The sequence below is a fragment of the Leisingera sp. M527 genome (genome assembly GCF_025141525.1).
GTDB lineage: Bacteria > Pseudomonadota > Alphaproteobacteria > Rhodobacterales > Rhodobacteraceae > Leisingera.
The window spans coordinates 4,209,514-4,224,990 of sequence record NZ_CP081037.1 but is presented as its reverse complement, the minus strand read 5'-3'; the positions used below and the strand labels follow the sequence as shown (position 1 = coordinate 4,224,990).

Here is a 15,477-nt window from a genome sequence, read left to right as displayed (position 1 = left end):
TAGCTTAGGCGAGTCTTCCTAAGGAAAGACTAAGCGGCGGCGACCGAATTATTCCTTCGGCACTGCTCCGTTGCGGCCAGCCAGAACAACGCTGATAGTATAGGCGGCTTCCGGGCTCAGCCCTGCCATGATTCCCGCGGCAGCCTCGGGCTGCATCCGGGCGAGGAAACCAGCCGCAAAGGCAGGATCCATTTCCTCAAACAAAGCCGCAGCTTCCTTGGGTTTCATCTGTTCATAGACCGACGTCAGGCGCGTCACATCCGCTTCGGTCGCACCATCCGCCAACGCGAGGGTTGCCCGTAAATTCTCTTCGGCCTGTTCCAGCGAAGCCAGCTTCTTGTCGATTGCCTGATCGGCAATTTCCAGGGCTTTCATCCGGTCCTGAATTTCCGCTTCGCGGGCGGCCAGAGCCTGTTCCCGCTCCTTAAAGGCTGCCAGCATTGTTTGCAGCTCTGCAGAAGTGGGCATCGATTCGCGCTGCGGCTCCCCCTTGTGAGACTGCGCGTCGCCGCCGGGTTCCTGCAGGCTGGCCACTTCACGGGCAATTGCAGGCCCCGCCTCAAGAGCCAGCCGGACCGCGGCGGATCCCATCAGCAGCACCGCCAGCATCATCAAGGTGCCGCTGCGCCGGAACCGCCTGGTTTTCTTTGCTGCCTTTGCCATCACGCCACCCGGTTCTGGCTGCGGTTATGCCGGACAAACATCAAGCCGGAAGGCTTTGCCTCGTCCTGTTCTTCACCAGACGGCTGCGAATCGGCCTCGTAAGCGGCAGCCATCGCGTCGTCCTCGGCCGTAGGTTTGGCTGCCGGAGCCGCAGATCCGGCCTCGGGGATGTCATGCATGGATGCCATCATCAGTTCCAGCCGCTGAGCCACTGTTTCGGCCCGGCCCGTCAGTTGCTGCAGCGCCTTGCTGGAGCCGTCGGACACCTGTTGCGCCGATTGCAGTGACTTGTTCAGATCATCGACCTGGGCAGACAGGACAGCAACTGCACCGCCCACGCCTTTTTCCAAATCATTGAACCGCTTCAGCCTGCGCGACAGCACCAGACAATAGAATCCGGCACCCAGCGCACCGGCCGCAAGCAGGATATCAGCAATAATTTCCATCCTGTCCTCCTAATTCAGTACGAAATCCATAATCAGCAGATCACGCACCCGGCCCTGGCCGGTTGCAATATTGATCCGCCGCAGCATCTGCGCCCTCAGTTTCGGCAGCGCCATCGGATCAGTCAGATCCTCTAGCTCCAGTGCTCTCAGGTAGCTGTTCAGGACATCGATAACCCGCGGAAGGATTTTCTCGACCTCGGCCTGGTGAGCCAGATCGACCTCAAGTTGCGCGCGGAACCGCAAATGCTTGATACCGCTGGCTTTACGCAGGGTAATCACAATCGGGTCCATTTCGATAAAAGCAAGATTGGCGATATCCTCCGCCGTCTCACCACTGTCCACGCCTTCTGGCGCCTCTTCGGCCGCATGCGCCGGTTCTGGCGCTGCTTTCTGACCAAAGGGAAGAAGGCCTGACTGTACGGCAAAGAATCCGCCGCCGCCGCCAGCCAATGCCAGCACCACCCCGATAATCAGGGGCAGTTTGCTTTTTTTGGCCGGGGCTTCTGCTTCCGTATCTACTGCAGCATCTGTCATGGCTATCCCTAAAACGTCGTGCAGCATCTTCATAACCTGCGAGGAACTAACCGAATGTTAAGGCCGATCCGTCAAAAGGGTTGCACGCCGGAGAGAACGCCGGTGCGACGGAGGTTAATGTGCAGCAGATCAAGAATGTCTGGGCTGAAATGGACATGCGAAAGCGTCTGATAGCCGTGGGTGCCACGGTAATCATGATTCTCAGTGTGATCGCGATGTCCCATGTGGCAAGCAAGCCAACAATGACACTGCTCTATGCCGGGCTGGAAAGCGGCTCGGCCGGAGATGTGGTGCGGGCGCTTGAACAGCGCGGTGCCCAATATGAAGTGCGTGGCAGCTCAATCTACGTGCCGTCAACGCAGCGTGACGAATTCCGGATGACACTGGCCAGCGAAGGCCTGCCCGCCAATGGCGGCAAAGGGTACGAGCTGCTCGATTCGCTCAGTGGCTTTGGCACCACCTCGCAGATGTTTGACGCCGCTTATTGGCGCGCAAAGGAAGGCGAGCTGGCCCGCACTATTGTTGGCAGCCCGCATGTAAGCCAGGCACGGGTGCATATCGCAAATGCCGGCTCGAACCCCTTTCAACGCACCGTAGAACCCACCGCGTCGGTTTCAGTCGTGCCGATGGGATCCCCAGTAACACCTGCACAAGCCAACGCGATCCGCTTCCTCATTTCGTCTGCGGTGAGCGGCCTTGCCGTTGAAAACGTTGCAGTGATTGATGCCAACGGCGCGTTGATCGGGTCTTCGGATGCCACTGCAGCCGCCGGTGCCGGAACCGATGACCGGTCCCAGACGCTGCGCGAACGTGTCATGCGCTTGGTTGAGGCACGCGTCGGCCAGGGAAATGCGGTGGTCGAAGTAAGTGTCGCGACCGTCACCGACACCGAATCAATCCGGGAAAAGCGGGTAGACCCGAAAAGCCGTGTCGCCGTCAGCACTGACGTCGAGGAACGCGCCGACTCCTCCACCAACCAATCCGGAGAGGTCACGGTTGCCTCCAACATTCCCGACGGTGACGCGGCCTCTGGCCAGGGGTCAAAAGCCAATACCAGCGCCACCCGGGAGCGAATCAACTATGAAATTTCGGAAACCGAGAAAGAAATCCTCCGTGGTCCTGGGGCCATCAAACGCCTGACTGTTGCAGTGCTGGTCAATGGCTCTGCAGTGACAAACGACGCAGGTGAAACTGTCTTCCAGCCCCGGCCGGAAGACGAATTGGCCGCCTTGCGGGAGTTGATTTCCGCCGCTGTCGGTTTTGACGCGGACCGCGGGGATGTGATTACGCTCAAGTCCATGGAATTGCCGACAGTGGAACCGCAGGGTTCCGTGGCCACCGCAGGGTTCATGGACAACCTATACTTTGATGCAATGTCGCTGATCCAGCTTGCGGCTCTGGCCCTGGTCAGCCTGATCCTTGGACTGTTCGTTGTACGCCCGATCCTGTCGAATCAGGCAGCTCCGGTGGCGGCGCTGTCTGGTCCGGATGGTGGCGGGCTGCCCGGGCTGCCAGGTGTTGGCGGCGACGGGTTCATGACTGCCTCGGATCTTGGTTCGGGACTCGCACTTGAGGGTGAAATTGAAAACAACGAAACCGGACAGTTCGAGCCATTGGGCGACCTGCCGGCAATGGGTACTGGCGGTGACATGATGGGAGCGGCCGGCTTCCCGGCACTGGGCGGCAGCATGGATGACCCGGTCGACCGTCTGCGCAACTTGATTGGCGAGCGGCAGGAAGAAACTGTCCAGATCCTGCGCGGCTGGCTGGAAGAAAACAAGGAGCAAGCCTAATGACGATTGCACATTTGCTCGAAGACTTCGCAATGAACACCTCGGCAGAGCCTGCCCTGCCCGCAGTTTCCGAGGAACTCATAGAAGAGCAGCGGCTGGCTTCCTTTGAGAACGGCTACAGCGCCGGGTGGGATGATGCCGTAACGGCCAAAGATCAGGAAAGCAGCCGGATTTCGACCGAGCTGGCCAATTCTCTGGAAGATCTCAGTTTCACTTATCACGAAGCCCAAAGTCAGCTGCTCGATTCGCTGGACCCGATGTTCAAGGTGCTGACCAGTGCAGTGCTGCCAGATGCCATGGCTGCCTCTTTCGGGCATCATATCGTCGATCAGCTTGCTGATATGGCCAAAGGCCAGACCGACCAGCCGATGCAGATCGTGGTCGCTCCCGGGGAGGCGGCACCAGTGCGCAGCCTGTTGCCGGACAATTTCTCCGTTCCGGTCACAGTGCAGGAAGACAGTGTGCTGTCTCCAGGCCAAGCCTATCTGCGCATTGGCAGCACCGAATGCGAAATCAATTGCGACGCCCTTCTAGAATCGATCCAGGACTCGATAGAGGCCTTCACCTATCACGCGAAAGAGGACAGCCAGTATGGATGATGCTGCCGACCTGAATATGAAATCCGCTGATGCAAACAATCCCTTTGTTTCGGTTCCCGTAGAAGTGGTTGTCTCGGTCGGCAAAGCCCGGCCGCTGATCCGTGACCTGGTCAGCCTTGGCGAAAATGCGATTCTCACTTTGGATAAACGGGTTGAAGACCCCGTGGATCTTTACGTCGGCGACCGGCTGGTGGCCCGTGGCCAGCTCGAAGAGCTGGAGGGAGATCAGGCTGGCCAGCTGGCCGTGCGCCTGACAGAAATTGCTGATCTTCAAAGCGGTTTGGGATGACACACAAGACTTTTGTGCGGGCGGCCCTGGCAGCAGCAATCCTGCTGGCCATGCCGCACACCGCCCTGGCTCAAGAACTGAGCCTTTCGCTGGCAGACGGCGAATCGATCTCGGCCCGCTCGATCCAGCTGATCCTGCTGATTACTGTGCTCAGCCTGGCTCCGGGCCTGCTGATCATGATCACCTGTTTTCCATTCCTAGTGACAGTCCTATCGATTCTGCGCCAAGGCATCGGGCTGCAGCAAGCACCGCCCAACATGCTGATCATCAGTCTGGCGCTGTTTCTGACCTATTTTGTGATGGAACCCGTCTTTACCGAGGCCTGGACCACTGGCATCAATCCGCTGCTGGAAGAAAGGCTGGAACCGGGCGTGGCCATCACCCGCAGCTTGGAGCCCTTCCGTGCCTTCATGGCGAACCGGCTGGATCCGGACACATTTTATGCAATTGCGGATCTCAGACCGGAAACCCAGGGCATGGATCCCGTGCCCGAAGCTCCGTTATCGGCGCTGGTCCCTAGCTTCCTGCTGTCGGAAATTTCGCGCGCTTTTCAAATCGGGTTTCTCGTCTTCCTGCCTTTCCTGGTCATTGATCTTGTTGTTGCTGCAGTCCTGATGTCCATGGGGATGATGATGGTGCCGCCTGCTATCGTGTCCCTGCCCTTCAAACTGGCATTTTTTGTAGTTGCAGATGGCTGGAGCCTGATCGCCACTGCTCTGGTACGCAGCTATTACCCCTGAACCCTGCCAATGGTCTGGATAAGGTATGGGTTGTGAACTGCCCACGGCAATCAAACGCGATCAACGCAAACTGAAACGTCAGGCCGGTCGTGACAGGAAAATGGTAGCCGCGCGCCTGGGCGTTTTTGTCGAGCTCCCGCGCAACCCGCTGACCGGATAGCGATGTGTCGACCAGGCAGGTCAGGCACTCCCGGCCGAAGTTATCGATGGCGCACAGAACCCGGAAACGGCGCCCGTCTGGCAGACTGTCAGACACGAAGCCCAACGACCATCTTTGGTTCGGGCCTTGCGGGATTGCCCCTTTTGGCAGCATGCTGTGCATGCGCCTGCCGGGCAGTGATGAGCGCACGGGTGCCAATCGCCCGTTTCCGGCCGCCAGGCTTGCGCACAGCCAGGCCATCTTCACGTTAGATCCGATAGAGTTTCTTCCAGTTCACCTACCAGCCCTCTCGCCCAAGCAACAGGTGCTGCCGCCGGTAACCGAACCGCCGCCGTTCACCGGACAGTTCCTTCAGCCTCTCTCGCAACTCCGTGTCCGAAGGCCTGGTCGGCCGACGCCTGTAGACGCGCGGATCAATCCCGGCCAGGGCACAGGCCCGCCGCTGGTTGCAGTTCTTCTCTGTCATGGCCCAATCCGCCGCTCTTCACCTTGCACCGGGCTTCAGAAGATTTTTCCCAGCATCTCCTTGAGCGTGGCCACATCCAGCATGTGCTCAGCCAGAAACTTCTTGAGCTTTGCGTTCTCAGCCTCCAGAGCCGTCAGCCGTTTGACCACTGACACCTCCATGCCGCCATCCTTCGAGCGCAACTTGTAGAGCGTGCCATCGCCCCTCTCGGGACATTGCTGCGCACTGCCCTGCCGGGCAGTGGATGCCGTACTTGCGGCACAATTCCCTGGCCCCGATGCCGACTTGGGGTTCCTTCAGGATGCCAATGATCTTGCTCTTCGCTGAATCGGCTTTTCCGCATTTTCTGTCTCCTCGTGTGGAGAACTGGCTAACGTCAAAACGCGGACATTTCTGGGGAGCAGGTCAGTCAACATGACCTAATCCAAACAATTTGCTTTGACGATTTCGAATGTCCAGCAATTCCTTCGAAATCGTCCTGCACCATTTGGGAGGCGTGGAACGGTTCAAAAATACCTGAATGACAGGGCTTGCGCCAGCTTGAGGGGCGCTCAAAAACTCAGATTTCGTGCGTCGGTATAGATAATTCCTGAATGAGAATATCTTTGAAGAGCTGAACCCTTTTGGGCTGGTGTTGCTTGTGATGATAAACAAGAAACAGCGGCAGCGGAACATGCGGCCCGTCTGGTCCGTCCCCTTCTTCCATTTGTGCTGCAGCCAACGCCGCTTCGCACATCGATCGGGGAAGGTACGCTCGAGCTTGGCCGCTTGCAACAAATGCGAGAGAAAGCTGCAAGGAGCGCGTGGAAAGTCCGTTCAGCTTGTCCTTAGCTCCAAAACGTTTTTCTAAGGGCCGCAACACCGGAAGGCTGTCGTCCCCGAGACGCCCTGGCGGGCCGACAAAGATGACTTCCGTGTCGTTCAAATGCCGCGCTATTAGGCCGTCGCCTCCAGGCGCCCCGCCCCGCAACGCCAAATCGACCCCGTCTTCTATGAAGGACGCCGGCCGGTCATCCACGTAGACTTTGATTGAGATGTCTGGATAGGTGGAGCGGAACCTGCCGGTGATCCCAGCAAACTGTGCCATCGGGAAAGCTGCCGGGATTGACACACGTACCTGCCCGGTGGCCTCTTGTGCCGCGCCAACGGCTTGGTGTGCCAGCATAAGTTCGTGCAAAGCTATCTGGCTATGCGCCAAAAATATCTGACCTTCTGCGGTCACGGCGACTGTTCGTGTCGAGCGGTCGAACAGGCGCACACCGAGCTGAGCTTCAAGTGACTTGATTCTTGTAGTCACCGTCGCGGCAGGCAGCCCAAGGCGGCGTCCTGCATCCGCGAAACTGAGGCAGTCAGCTACTTCAACAAAAGTTTCCAGGGTTCGCAGATCTGACACCATTCAAATTATCCGTTTAATGAATTCAGTATTTCGTTGGTTATGTGTGGTGAGAAACTGGAATAGGTCAACGGAGAAACACAAGGAGATGACAATGCACAGAAGAGATCTGCTCAAACTTGGTACCGTCGCCGCAGCAAGTGCCGCTCTCACGCCACTTTCCTCCGCAGCTGGCATTTCTGCATCTGATGTTACCGTCCGCTGGCTTGGAGGCGCGATGCTGGAACTCCGCATCGGCGATAAATGTGTTCTCACTGACCCATGCCTGGGTGAGGGGACCGAGGCATTTGAGATGGGGGACCCGAATGAAATGTTCGATCTGTCCACTGGTCCCAACATCAAGATGCACGAACGGCTTACACCATTTCCAGGCATGGCGGTGCGGGAGTACGATGTTGTGCTGCTCAGCCATGCGCACGAGGACCATTTCGACCAGAAAGCACAGGCATGGCTTGGCGCCAACGGCCCCGTCCTCTGTTCCGCTCAAGATGTGAACGCCCTCACCGAGAAGGGCTTTGCAGCGCAGGCACTGAACCACGGAGAAAACCGCGCCTTCAGACGGGGCGATACAGAGGTTTCGATTACATCTATTCCTGCAGTCCACTCGCTTAACACAGGCATTTCCGGCATTCTCGGGCTTGGGAATGGTTACTGGCTGCAAGCGACAATTCGCGGCAAGACGAGCCATATCTACTGGGCCGGAGACACTTTCATGGCAGAGCCGGTGCAGTCAGCAGTTCAACAGTTTCCGGCGCCTGATCTGTTGATACCTCATATAGGGGCAGTTGGTACAAATGGGACATTGGGCCAGTTGTCGATGACTGGTCATCAGGCTGTAGAATTCGCGGAATTCCTCAAGGCGGGCCTGATTTTGCCTGCTCACCACTCAACATACGCGCTCTATCAGGAACCCGTGTCTAAGATGATAGAAGCGCACGCGATCTCAGGCATTCCATCGGCGCTGAACGTTCTTCGCGAAGGATCAGCGCTAACTCTTTAAGGCTGCCTGAATTGAGTACTGCGCGGAACGAGAGCTCCGGCCCCGGTGCGGCCTTTTAGCAGATCGGACACCTTTTCAACGCTGCATACGACCGGCGGCTTCATGGGCGGGGGAAATTGCATGCACCGCTTCACACTTAGCCGCTACGCGGGCCAACCACCCGCCCATTTCCTCACTACCGCGGTCTGCCTCACGTTCTCGTGCCTTATGGGAAGGCAATTGGAGCGGTACAGGCAGTGACCTGACGGATCAGGTGGTTGGCATCGTGTATCGGCGGCTCTCGTCTAAACTGGCGCCATTTGCGCCTTCTCCTCACCTGAAATCAAACCATTGATCTTTGCGGCGCATGGGCGCAGGTTCACGCCATGGCAAAATCCTTAACATCGCATCGGCCTATGCTGGCGATCCTCCTGAAGGTGACAGCAATTGCCCTGTTCACCGCTCTGTCCGGGATCATCAAGGCGACATCAGAGCATGTGCCAGCAGGGGAAGCGGTGTTTTTCCGGTCGTTTTTTGCAATTCCAGTGATTGTGGTCTGGCTGTCCATGCGCGGAGAATTGCGGCACGGGCTGATCACTCAAAAGCCGATGTTTCACGTGTGGCGCGGCCTTGTTGGAACGTCGGCAATGGGGATGACCTTCATGGGTCTGGCACTGCTGCCGCTGCCCGAGGTCACCGCCATCGGCTATGCCACGCCGATCTTCACCCTGATTCTGGCGGCGCTGTTATTGGGAGAGACGATCCGGTTGGTGCGGATTTCCGCGGTGGCGATCGGTTTGCTGGGCGTGATGATCATGATCTGGCCGCGGCTTGGCGGGGATATGAGCGACGGCGCCATGCTGGGCGTGCTGCTGGTGGTCGGGGCGACGGTGGCCCGCGGCTTTGTGCAGATCCACATCCGCCGCATGGTGCAATCGGAACACACCGCGGCGATCGTGTTCTATTTCTCGCTGACCGCCTCTGCTCTGGCGCTGCTCACCGCGCCGTTCGGCTGGGTCATGCCGGATGCACAAACCGCCGCACTGCTGGTCGGCGCCGGGATAGTTGGCGGGGTGGCGCAAATCCTGGTCACCTCATCTTACCGCTTTGCGCCTGCGTCGATGCTGGCGCCCTATGACTATGCCTCAATGATTTTTGCAATCGTCATTGGCTATGTCTGGTTCGAAGAATGGCCGACGCTGGTGATGCTTGCCGGCGCAGCGCTGGTCATTGCCGGCAATGTTCTGGTGATCTGGCGCGAGCACCGGCTTGGCCTGCAGCGCGGCAAGGCTAAGCCGATGATTGATCCCAAGGGCGGATAATTGACTCTAACTTGACCAAATACCTGCAATCATCGCGCCAAGCGCTACAGCATGGATCAGCATAATTGCCCTGTCATTCCACAAAACGCCAACCAGGAACCATCCTGTTAGCCCGGCCAGGAACAGATAGATGTTCCAGGGGTGAAGCCCCCAAGCGGTGGCAGAATAGCCAAGGATCTGTACGATGGACGCGGCCCATTTCAATAAAAAGGCCGGATTGACCTCGGTATTTCCGGGCAGGACCTGAGCGTCAGACTGCACGGGTCAATCCCCCGTCGACGCGGATGTTTTGGCCAGTTGTATAAGCAGCATCTTCCGAAGCCAGATAGGCAATCAGCGCAGAAATCTCACGCGAGGTGCCGTAGCGGCCCATCGGAATGCGGGCCTTGCGGTCCTCGGTTTCGGGCAGGCTGTTGATAAAACCCGGCAGCACATTGTTCATCCGCACGCCTTGGGCGGCGAATTTGTCGGCAAACAGTTTGGTAAAGCTCGCCAGACCGGCCCGGAACACACCGGAGGTCGGGAACAGCGGATCGGGTTCAAACACCGCAAAAGTCGATATGTTGATGATCGAGCCCTTGCCCTGTGCCACCATGATGGGTGCCACCAGACGCGCCGGGCGGATCACGTTCATCAGGTAGAATTCCATCCCCAGATGCCAGTCGTCATCGCTGATTTCCATGATGTCGCCCTTAGGGCCGTGGCCCGCGGAGTTTACCAGCACATCGATGCGGCCCCAGCGAGCCATCGCCTTGTCCACCAGCGCCTGAAGGTCGCTTTGCTCCAGATTAGAGCCTGTATGCCCAATCCCGCCCAGCTCCTGCGCCAGGGCCTCGCCCTTGCCGGATGAAGACAGGATCGCGACCTGATATCCCTGCTCGTGAAGATGGCGGGCAGCGTCTGCGCCCATGCCGCTGCCTGCAGCGGTGAAAAGTGCAACTTTGGTCATTTTAGAACTCCTTTGCTTGGCCCCAAGGATGTCGGTTCAATCGCCGCTTGACCAATCATGTCTCATCGCGCCAGACTGTAGGAAAACTACTGGCTGACCCGGATGCGCCTGCCTAACCTCAATGCCCTGCGGATGTTTGACGCCGCCGCCAGACACCTGAATTTCGGCCGGGCGGCTGAAGAGCTGCACTTGACCCAGGGCGCTGTCGCCCAGCAAGTGCGCAGGCTGGAGGCGGACCTGGGTCACAAGCTGTTCCGCCGCCACGCGCGCGGGCTGAGCCTGACCGATACCGGGCGCAGCTATCACGCGCCGGTCAGGCAGGCTCTGGAACTGATTCACGATGCCACCGACAAGCTGGCACCGGCGGTGCAGCGTGTGACGCTTTCGGTGCCGCCGTCCTTTGCGTCGAAATGGCTGGTGCCGCGGCTGCCGGAGTTCGAGGCCGCGCATCCGGACATCGAACTGCGGGTGGTGGCGGAGGAAAACCTGACCGATTTCAATCGGGACGGCATCGACATCGCCATCCGCCAGGGCGGCAAACCGCAGGAAAGCGGGCTGAATTCCGCCCTCCTTTCGCTGGTGGATCTGGTGGCGGTGGCCAATGAAGATGTGGCTCTAACTACCGATAAACAGCCCGAACTTGCAAGTTTTGCGACACAAACCCTGATCCAGGACGGGCACCGGCACTGGGACCTGCTGCTGCGGCAAGAAGGCCTGGCGGCAACGGGGCGGATTCTGCATTTCAATCAAACCGCGCTGGCGATGGATGCCGCGATGAATGGCCAGGGCATTGCGCTGGTGCCACGGGTTTTCCTGGGCACCCATCCGCTCCGGATCCTGTGGCAAGCCCCACGCCAGGGGGACCAAGGGTTCTATGTGCTTTGGCCCAGCCAGAAAGGCCGAGCCAAAGCAGTTGTCGACTGGCTGCTGCGCCAGTAGATCTCAGGCCGAGGCCGTCTCAGCCCCTTCCGGCGCGCTGAGCGAGATCACTGCCAGAACCGCAGCCCCGTTCAACAGATAGAAGGCTGCGTCCAGCCCGGCAAAACCAAAGAGAAACGGTGCCGCCAGAAAGGTGAGACCGACAATCAGGTCAACCGTCAGATGCAATTTGTAGGGCAGCACCCGAATCAGACCCAGGTGGTGGTCGGTCAGCACCGTCAGGACAAAGGCAGCGATGCCAGTTGCCACCGACAGCCACAACGCCAGCGGGTTGCTTTCGCCGAGGCCCAGCAGGAACGGCAGCCCCATCAGGGCAATGGCCACAGGGTAATCGAGATAGGCATGGATGGTACGGGTCACGAAACGCAAAGGCATGGGTCAGATCCTTGTTGCTGAGAAAATCCTGGCCGCGTCCTTGGCGGCTCTGACCCCAGATTGCCTTACACAGATCGAACGGTGAATTTCAGATAATCTCGCATATCTTGCAGATCGTTCAGAGTTCCGGCCTTGGCTGTCATTCAAGCGGCTGCATGCTGCTGCCGGTAGGCCGCCGGCGAAATCCCCACCTGCTTGCGGAACACACGGGAAAACGCTGCCTCGGAGGCATAGCCGGCAACCTCAGCAGCATCGGCAACACTCAACCCTTGTTCCGTCAGCCCCTGGCAGGCGATCTGCATCCGCCAGCCGGTCAGATACTGCATCGGTGTCACCTCCATCTTGGCGGTGAACTCCTGGGCAAAGGCGGTGCGCGACATGCCGGCCTCGCGGGCCAGGCCTTCGACGCTCCACTCCTGTGCCGGGGATTGGTGAAACGCGGCCAGCGCCCGCGAAATCCGCGGATCGGCAAAGCCCGCCAGCGCCGAGCCGCTGGGGCTTTGATGCTCCAGATAGGCGCGGATCGCCTGGGCAAACAGCACCTCTGACAGTTTCAGCGCAATCAGGTCGCCACCTATGCGGGCACCATGCACCTCAGATCCGATCATCCGCAGGGTCGCCTCAATCCAGGCGCCGGCTTCCTCGCCGTAGTTCTCGATCACAATAAAGGGCGGCAACCGGTCGATCAGCATATGCCCGGTGCCGCGCCGCGCCGGCACACCCGCGAACGAAAAATGGCCGCAGATCAGCTGGGTATCGCGCCCTTCATCAGCACCGCCGTAAACCAGCACCCCGCCACCGTCATAACCTGCGTCCTCCAGCACCCGGTCAAGCGGCAGGGCGTCCAACGGCTGCACTTCGTTGCACAAAAGCATATGGGCCGCACCATGCGGGATCAGCACCAAATCGCCCTGTTTCAACCGCAGAGTTTCGCCGGTGGCGGGCACATGCAGCTTCAACTCTCCGCGTTGCACAAAATGGAACCGCGCCACGTTTTCGAACGGCGGCACTTGGATCCCAAAAGGCGGTGTAAAAGAGGTACGGAAATAGAGCGTCCCTTTGAGGGAAAGCCGGGTGAGGATATCGCTGAGCAGGTCCAACATGCCGCCTATGATAAGCACACGGCATCTGGCGTCCACGGTTCAGGACGAACTGCAAGGAAAATTGAACGGATTGCCAAGCCACAACACAGGCAGGGCCAGCAGGTCCGCCATCTGCGCTGTGGTCACGGATCAGACGCTAGGTTTCAACAATACCGATTTGATAGTTTAAAAATTCCCGTTCCGGGATTTCCCGCAAGGCGTGGTATTCAGCATTTTGAAACACCTTGTCCACGGCATCCCTGTTAGGGTAGCGGACAATTGTCACCATATCCGGATCCGTTATGCCACCGTGAAGGCAGTATTGTAACTGTTCATGATCAATCGCGGATTTCCGGCCGGTCTGACTGCCGCGGGTGCGCATCAATGGGGGCCGCCTCTTCCAGCTGCTATTTTCAGGTCGGCTCAGCGGCGGCAAAACAAAACCCCCGCTCGCAGGCGGGGGTTTTCAGTCCGGAAGTGAGGTACGTTTACGCGCGGACAAGTTTCTCGTAATCCTCGGCAATCTCGCGGGTCAGGGCGCCGACCTCGAATTTATACGGGCCGATCTCGCCGACCGGTGTCACCTCGGCGGCGGTGCCGGTCAGCCAGCACTGTTCGAATTCTTCCATCTCCTCCGGCATGATCCGGCGTTCATGCACGGTGATGCCCTTATCTTTGAGCATGCCGATCACGGTCTGGCGGGTAATGCCGTTAAGGAAGCAATCCGCGAGCGGCGTGTGCACTTCGCCATCTTTCACGAAAAAGATGTTGGCGCCGGTTGCCTCGGCCACATAACCGCGCCAGTCCATGAACAGCGCGTCCGAGCAGCCCTGCGCGGTCGCTTTGTGTTTGGAAATGGTGCAGATCATGTAAAGACCTGCCGCCTTGGCATGAACCGGGATGGTTTCGGGCGACGGGCGTTTCCATTCGGCAATCGCCAGCTTGGCGCCCTGCATCTTGGCATCGCCATAGTAGGCGCCCCAGCCCCAGACCGCGATCGCCATCCGCACCGGGTTGGCAGCCGAGGCCACACCCATATCATCGCCGGAACCGCGCCAGACGAGCGCCCGCACATAGGCGTCCTGCAGGCCGGAAGCCTTGAGCGCCTCATCCTTGGCCGCCTCGATCTGATCGACGGTATAGGGCATCGGCATGTCCAGCGCCTCGGCGGAAGCTATCAGGCGCTCGGAATGTTCACGGCTTTTGAAGATCTTGCCGTTGTAGGCGCGCTCCCCTTCAAACACCGAGGAGGCATAATGCATCGCATGGGTCAGGATATGCACCTTTGCATCCCGCCAGTCGACCAGCCCCCCATCCATCCAGATCACACCGTCGCGGTCGTCATAACCTGCCATGCCGCACTCTCCTAAAATTCTGCGGGATTTCCATTTATTGCGCACATCACGTCCGAACGGAACATAATCTTGCGTCAAAGCTGAGATTCGATACATCTTCACCCTTGGAATGTCAACAACACTGACATAAACTGCATTGCAATACAGACGAGGGGGCACCGAATGCCTGAAGGCCGGACAGGGCAGGGATACGGCGGCGAAAGCCTGCTGTTTCTGACGGATGAGCAGCTGCGCCAGGGGATCGAGGCAATGTTTTTTGCCTACCGCGGCTTTACCGCCGATCCGGACCGGATTCTGGCGGAATTGTCCTATGGCCGGGCGCATCACCGGGCGGTCCACTTTATCAACCGCTCACCCGGAACGACGGTGAACAACCTTCTCAGTATTCTGGGCGTGACCAAACAGTCGCTGAACCGGGTGCTGCGCACATTGATCGGCGACGGTTTGGTGATCAGCAAGGTGGGTGAGCTGGATAAGCGCGAGCGGCATCTGTATCTGACCGAACAGGGCGCGGCGCTGGAGGCCACGCTGTCAGACGCGCAGCGCGCCCGGATGCGCGCCGCCTACAAAGATGCCGGCCCCGAGGCGGTGCAAGGCTTCAAAAAGGTGCTTGAGGCAATGATGGATGCGGATATGCGCCGTGCCTATGCCAAGTTGCGGGATTAAGGCGTATGAGCATGCATGACGCCCATCTGCTGATCATTGACGACGACGAACGCATCCGCGGGCTGTTGAAGAAATTCCTGATGCGCTCCGGCTTTCTGGTCACCGCAGCGCGCGACGCGGCCCATGCCCGCCGGGTGCTGGCGGGATTGGATTTCGATCTGATCGTCATGGATGTGATGATGCCCGGCGAGGACGGTATCTCGCTGACAACTTCCTTGCGCGAAACCATGGCCACACCGATCCTGCTGCTGACCGCCAAGGGCGAGACTGAGGACAGGATTGCGGGGCTGGAAGCTGGCGCGGATGACTACCTGCCGAAACCCTTTGAACCCAAAGAGCTGCTGCTGCGTGTCAACGCAATCCTGCGGCGGATGCCGGACACGGTTGCACAGGAAAGTGCGCCCAAAGTGCTGCATCTGGGTGCCATCCGCTATGACATCGAACGTGGTGAAATGTGGCAGGGGGATGAGCTGATCCGCCTCACCGGCACCGAAAGCCAGTTGATGAAGATCTTCTCGGCCCAGCCCGGCGAGCCGGTCTCCCGCACCAAGCTGGTCGAGGATCTGGGCCGCGACCGCGGCCAGGCGCAGGAACGCGCGGTGGACGTGCAGATCACCCGCCTGCGCCGCAAGATCGAGCCGAACCCGAAACAGCCGCAATACCTGCAGACGGTGCGCGGCGCTGGCTATATGCTGGCACCGGACTGAGCTGAGAGACCAGAAGCCGC

Annotated in this window: 19 protein-coding genes and 1 pseudogene; 9 read left to right on the top strand and 11 right to left on the bottom strand. The window is 59.0% G+C overall.

Annotated elements, in window-relative coordinates:
• Window positions 1-48: 48 nt before the first annotated feature.
• Genes K3555_RS20770 through fliL form a run of 3 tightly spaced genes read right to left on the bottom strand, consistent with a single transcriptional unit; the run spans window position 49 to window position 1,643 of the window.
• Window positions 49-663 carry a MotE family protein gene (locus tag K3555_RS20770; RefSeq protein WP_260006885.1) on the bottom strand — a complete coding sequence of 205 codons (615 nt, stop codon included), beginning with the start codon at window positions 661-663 and terminating at the stop codon, window positions 49-51.
• Window positions 663-1,109, bottom strand: a complete 447-nt coding sequence (locus K3555_RS20765; protein WP_260006884.1) for a hypothetical protein — start codon at window positions 1,107-1,109, stop codon at window positions 663-665. Before K3555_RS20765 ends, K3555_RS20770 begins: the two co-directional genes overlap by 1 nt.
• Window positions 1,110-1,118: 9 nt before the next feature.
• Entirely contained in the window at window positions 1,119-1,643 is a 525-nt protein-coding gene (gene fliL / locus K3555_RS20760) for a flagellar basal body-associated protein FliL (protein WP_259992713.1), read from the bottom strand.
• A 119-nt stretch (window positions 1,644-1,762) separates the two neighbouring features.
• Between fliL and fliF the strand changes: the two genes are divergently transcribed.
• The 4 genes from fliF to fliP are packed head-to-tail and all read left to right on the top strand — an operon-like array spanning window position 1,763 to window position 5,064.
• Complete coding sequence (gene fliF / locus K3555_RS20755; protein ID WP_259995617.1) at window positions 1,763-3,436, top strand: flagellar basal-body MS-ring/collar protein FliF; 1,674 nt, start codon at window positions 1,763-1,765, stop codon at window positions 3,434-3,436.
• Entirely contained in the window at window positions 3,436-4,035 is a 600-nt protein-coding gene (locus tag K3555_RS20750; protein ID WP_237456773.1) for an ABC transporter ATP-binding protein, read from the top strand. Before fliF ends, K3555_RS20750 begins: the two co-directional genes overlap by 1 nt.
• Window positions 4,028-4,324, top strand: a complete 297-nt coding sequence (locus tag K3555_RS20745) for a FliM/FliN family flagellar motor C-terminal domain-containing protein (RefSeq protein WP_027257075.1) — start codon at window positions 4,028-4,030, stop codon at window positions 4,322-4,324. Before K3555_RS20750 ends, K3555_RS20745 begins: the two co-directional genes overlap by 8 nt.
• Entirely contained in the window at window positions 4,321-5,064 is a 744-nt protein-coding gene (gene fliP / locus K3555_RS20740; RefSeq protein ID WP_259988800.1) for a flagellar type III secretion system pore protein FliP, read from the top strand. The genes K3555_RS20745 and fliP overlap by 4 nt, the downstream gene beginning before the upstream one ends.
• A 103-nt stretch (window positions 5,065-5,167) precedes the next feature.
• On the opposite strand, the pseudogene K3555_RS20735 reads toward fliP, so the two are convergent.
• Window positions 5,168-6,033, bottom strand: a pseudogene (locus K3555_RS20735) (IS3 family transposase); the annotation flags it as partial.
• Between the two features lie 216 nt (window positions 6,034-6,249).
• Window positions 6,250-7,086, bottom strand: coding sequence for a LysR family transcriptional regulator (locus K3555_RS20730; RefSeq protein WP_260006883.1), 837 nt, complete (start codon window positions 7,084-7,086; stop codon window positions 6,250-6,252).
• 91 nt (window positions 7,087-7,177) lie between these two features.
• Here K3555_RS20730 and K3555_RS20725 point away from each other — a divergent pair, with 91 nt between their 5' ends.
• Both K3555_RS20725 and K3555_RS20720 read left to right on the top strand, forming a co-directional pair.
• Window positions 7,178-8,083 carry an MBL fold metallo-hydrolase gene (locus K3555_RS20725; protein WP_260006882.1) on the top strand — a complete coding sequence of 302 codons (906 nt, stop codon included), beginning with the start codon at window positions 7,178-7,180 and terminating at the stop codon, window positions 8,081-8,083.
• A 365-nt stretch (window positions 8,084-8,448) separates the two neighbouring features.
• On the top strand, window positions 8,449-9,384 hold the full coding sequence (locus K3555_RS20720; RefSeq protein ID WP_260006880.1) for a DMT family transporter: 936 nt from the start codon (window positions 8,449-8,451) through the stop codon (window positions 9,382-9,384).
• Between the two features lie 6 nt (window positions 9,385-9,390).
• On the opposite strand, the gene K3555_RS20715 is transcribed toward K3555_RS20720, so the two are convergent.
• Together K3555_RS20715 and K3555_RS20710 are read right to left on the bottom strand one after the other, a co-directional pair.
• Window positions 9,391-9,645, bottom strand: coding sequence for a DUF6552 family protein (locus K3555_RS20715; protein ID WP_129372550.1), 255 nt, complete (start codon window positions 9,643-9,645; stop codon window positions 9,391-9,393).
• On the bottom strand, window positions 9,635-10,333 hold the full coding sequence (locus K3555_RS20710; RefSeq protein WP_260006879.1) for an SDR family oxidoreductase: 699 nt from the start codon (window positions 10,331-10,333) through the stop codon (window positions 9,635-9,637). Before K3555_RS20710 ends, K3555_RS20715 begins: the two co-directional genes overlap by 11 nt.
• Before the next feature lie 102 nt (window positions 10,334-10,435).
• Here K3555_RS20710 and K3555_RS20705 point away from each other — a divergent pair, with 102 nt between their 5' ends.
• Complete coding sequence (locus K3555_RS20705) at window positions 10,436-11,272, top strand: LysR substrate-binding domain-containing protein (RefSeq protein WP_260006878.1); 837 nt, start codon at window positions 10,436-10,438, stop codon at window positions 11,270-11,272.
• 3 nt (window positions 11,273-11,275) lie between these two features.
• Here K3555_RS20705 and K3555_RS20700 read toward each other — a convergent pair whose 3' ends face one another.
• From K3555_RS20700 to K3555_RS20685, 4 genes are all read right to left on the bottom strand, one after another.
• Entirely contained in the window at window positions 11,276-11,647 is a 372-nt protein-coding gene (locus tag K3555_RS20700; RefSeq protein ID WP_259988787.1) for a hypothetical protein, read from the bottom strand.
• Window positions 11,648-11,790: 143 nt separating this feature from the next.
• On the bottom strand, window positions 11,791-12,750 hold the full coding sequence (locus K3555_RS20695) for an AraC family transcriptional regulator (protein ID WP_260006877.1): 960 nt from the start codon (window positions 12,748-12,750) through the stop codon (window positions 11,791-11,793).
• Between the two features lie 136 nt (window positions 12,751-12,886).
• Window positions 12,887-13,114, bottom strand: a complete 228-nt coding sequence (locus tag K3555_RS20690) for a hypothetical protein (RefSeq protein ID WP_260006876.1) — start codon at window positions 13,112-13,114, stop codon at window positions 12,887-12,889.
• A gap of 103 nt (window positions 13,115-13,217) precedes the next feature.
• Window positions 13,218-14,084, bottom strand: coding sequence for a branched-chain amino acid aminotransferase (locus tag K3555_RS20685; RefSeq protein WP_259988783.1), 867 nt, complete (start codon window positions 14,082-14,084; stop codon window positions 13,218-13,220).
• 162 nt (window positions 14,085-14,246) lie between these two features.
• Between K3555_RS20685 and K3555_RS20680 the strand changes: the two genes are divergently transcribed.
• Window positions 14,247-14,750, top strand: a complete 504-nt coding sequence (locus K3555_RS20680) for a MarR family winged helix-turn-helix transcriptional regulator (RefSeq protein ID WP_129372557.1) — start codon at window positions 14,247-14,249, stop codon at window positions 14,748-14,750.
• Between the two features lie 5 nt (window positions 14,751-14,755).
• Window positions 14,756-15,457: a response regulator gene (locus tag K3555_RS20675; RefSeq protein ID WP_260006875.1), complete on the top strand. Its 702-nt coding sequence runs from the start codon at window positions 14,756-14,758 to the stop codon at window positions 15,455-15,457.
• Window positions 15,458-15,477 lie beyond the last annotated feature (20 nt).

What these genes read in the sequence shown, in the direction of transcription:
- K3555_RS20680 (WP_129372557.1), top strand. Translation starts at nt 14,247, where the DNA reads ATGCCTGAAGGCCGGACAGGGCAGGGATACGGCGGCGAAAGCCTGCTG.
- K3555_RS20705 (WP_260006878.1), top strand. Translation starts at nt 10,436, where the DNA reads ATGCGCCTGCCTAACCTCAATGCCCTGCGGATGTTTGACGCCGCCGCC.
- K3555_RS20720 (WP_260006880.1), top strand. Translation starts at nt 8,449, where the DNA reads ATGGCAAAATCCTTAACATCGCATCGGCCTATGCTGGCGATCCTCCTG.
- K3555_RS20700 (WP_259988787.1), bottom strand. Translation starts at nt 11,647, where the DNA reads ATGCCTTTGCGTTTCGTGACCCGTACCATCCATGCCTATCTCGATTAC.
- K3555_RS20770 (WP_260006885.1), bottom strand. Translation starts at nt 663, where the DNA reads ATGGCAAAGGCAGCAAAGAAAACCAGGCGGTTCCGGCGCAGCGGCACC.
- K3555_RS20765 (WP_260006884.1), bottom strand. Translation starts at nt 1,109, where the DNA reads ATGGAAATTATTGCTGATATCCTGCTTGCGGCCGGTGCGCTGGGTGCC.
- K3555_RS20685 (WP_259988783.1), bottom strand. Translation starts at nt 14,084, where the DNA reads ATGGCAGGTTATGACGACCGCGACGGTGTGATCTGGATGGATGGGGGG.
- K3555_RS20710 (WP_260006879.1), bottom strand. Translation starts at nt 10,333, where the DNA reads ATGACCAAAGTTGCACTTTTCACCGCTGCAGGCAGCGGCATGGGCGCA.
- K3555_RS20695 (WP_260006877.1), bottom strand. Translation starts at nt 12,750, where the DNA reads ATGTTGGACCTGCTCAGCGATATCCTCACCCGGCTTTCCCTCAAAGGG.
- fliP (WP_259988800.1), top strand. Translation starts at nt 4,321, where the DNA reads ATGACACACAAGACTTTTGTGCGGGCGGCCCTGGCAGCAGCAATCCTG.
- K3555_RS20750 (WP_237456773.1), top strand. Translation starts at nt 3,436, where the DNA reads ATGACGATTGCACATTTGCTCGAAGACTTCGCAATGAACACCTCGGCA.
- K3555_RS20725 (WP_260006882.1), top strand. Translation starts at nt 7,178, where the DNA reads ATGCACAGAAGAGATCTGCTCAAACTTGGTACCGTCGCCGCAGCAAGT.
- K3555_RS20730 (WP_260006883.1), bottom strand. Translation starts at nt 7,086, where the DNA reads ATGGTGTCAGATCTGCGAACCCTGGAAACTTTTGTTGAAGTAGCTGAC.
- fliL (WP_259992713.1), bottom strand. Translation starts at nt 1,643, where the DNA reads ATGACAGATGCTGCAGTAGATACGGAAGCAGAAGCCCCGGCCAAAAAA.
- K3555_RS20745 (WP_027257075.1), top strand. Translation starts at nt 4,028, where the DNA reads ATGGATGATGCTGCCGACCTGAATATGAAATCCGCTGATGCAAACAAT.
- K3555_RS20675 (WP_260006875.1), top strand. Translation starts at nt 14,756, where the DNA reads ATGAGCATGCATGACGCCCATCTGCTGATCATTGACGACGACGAACGC.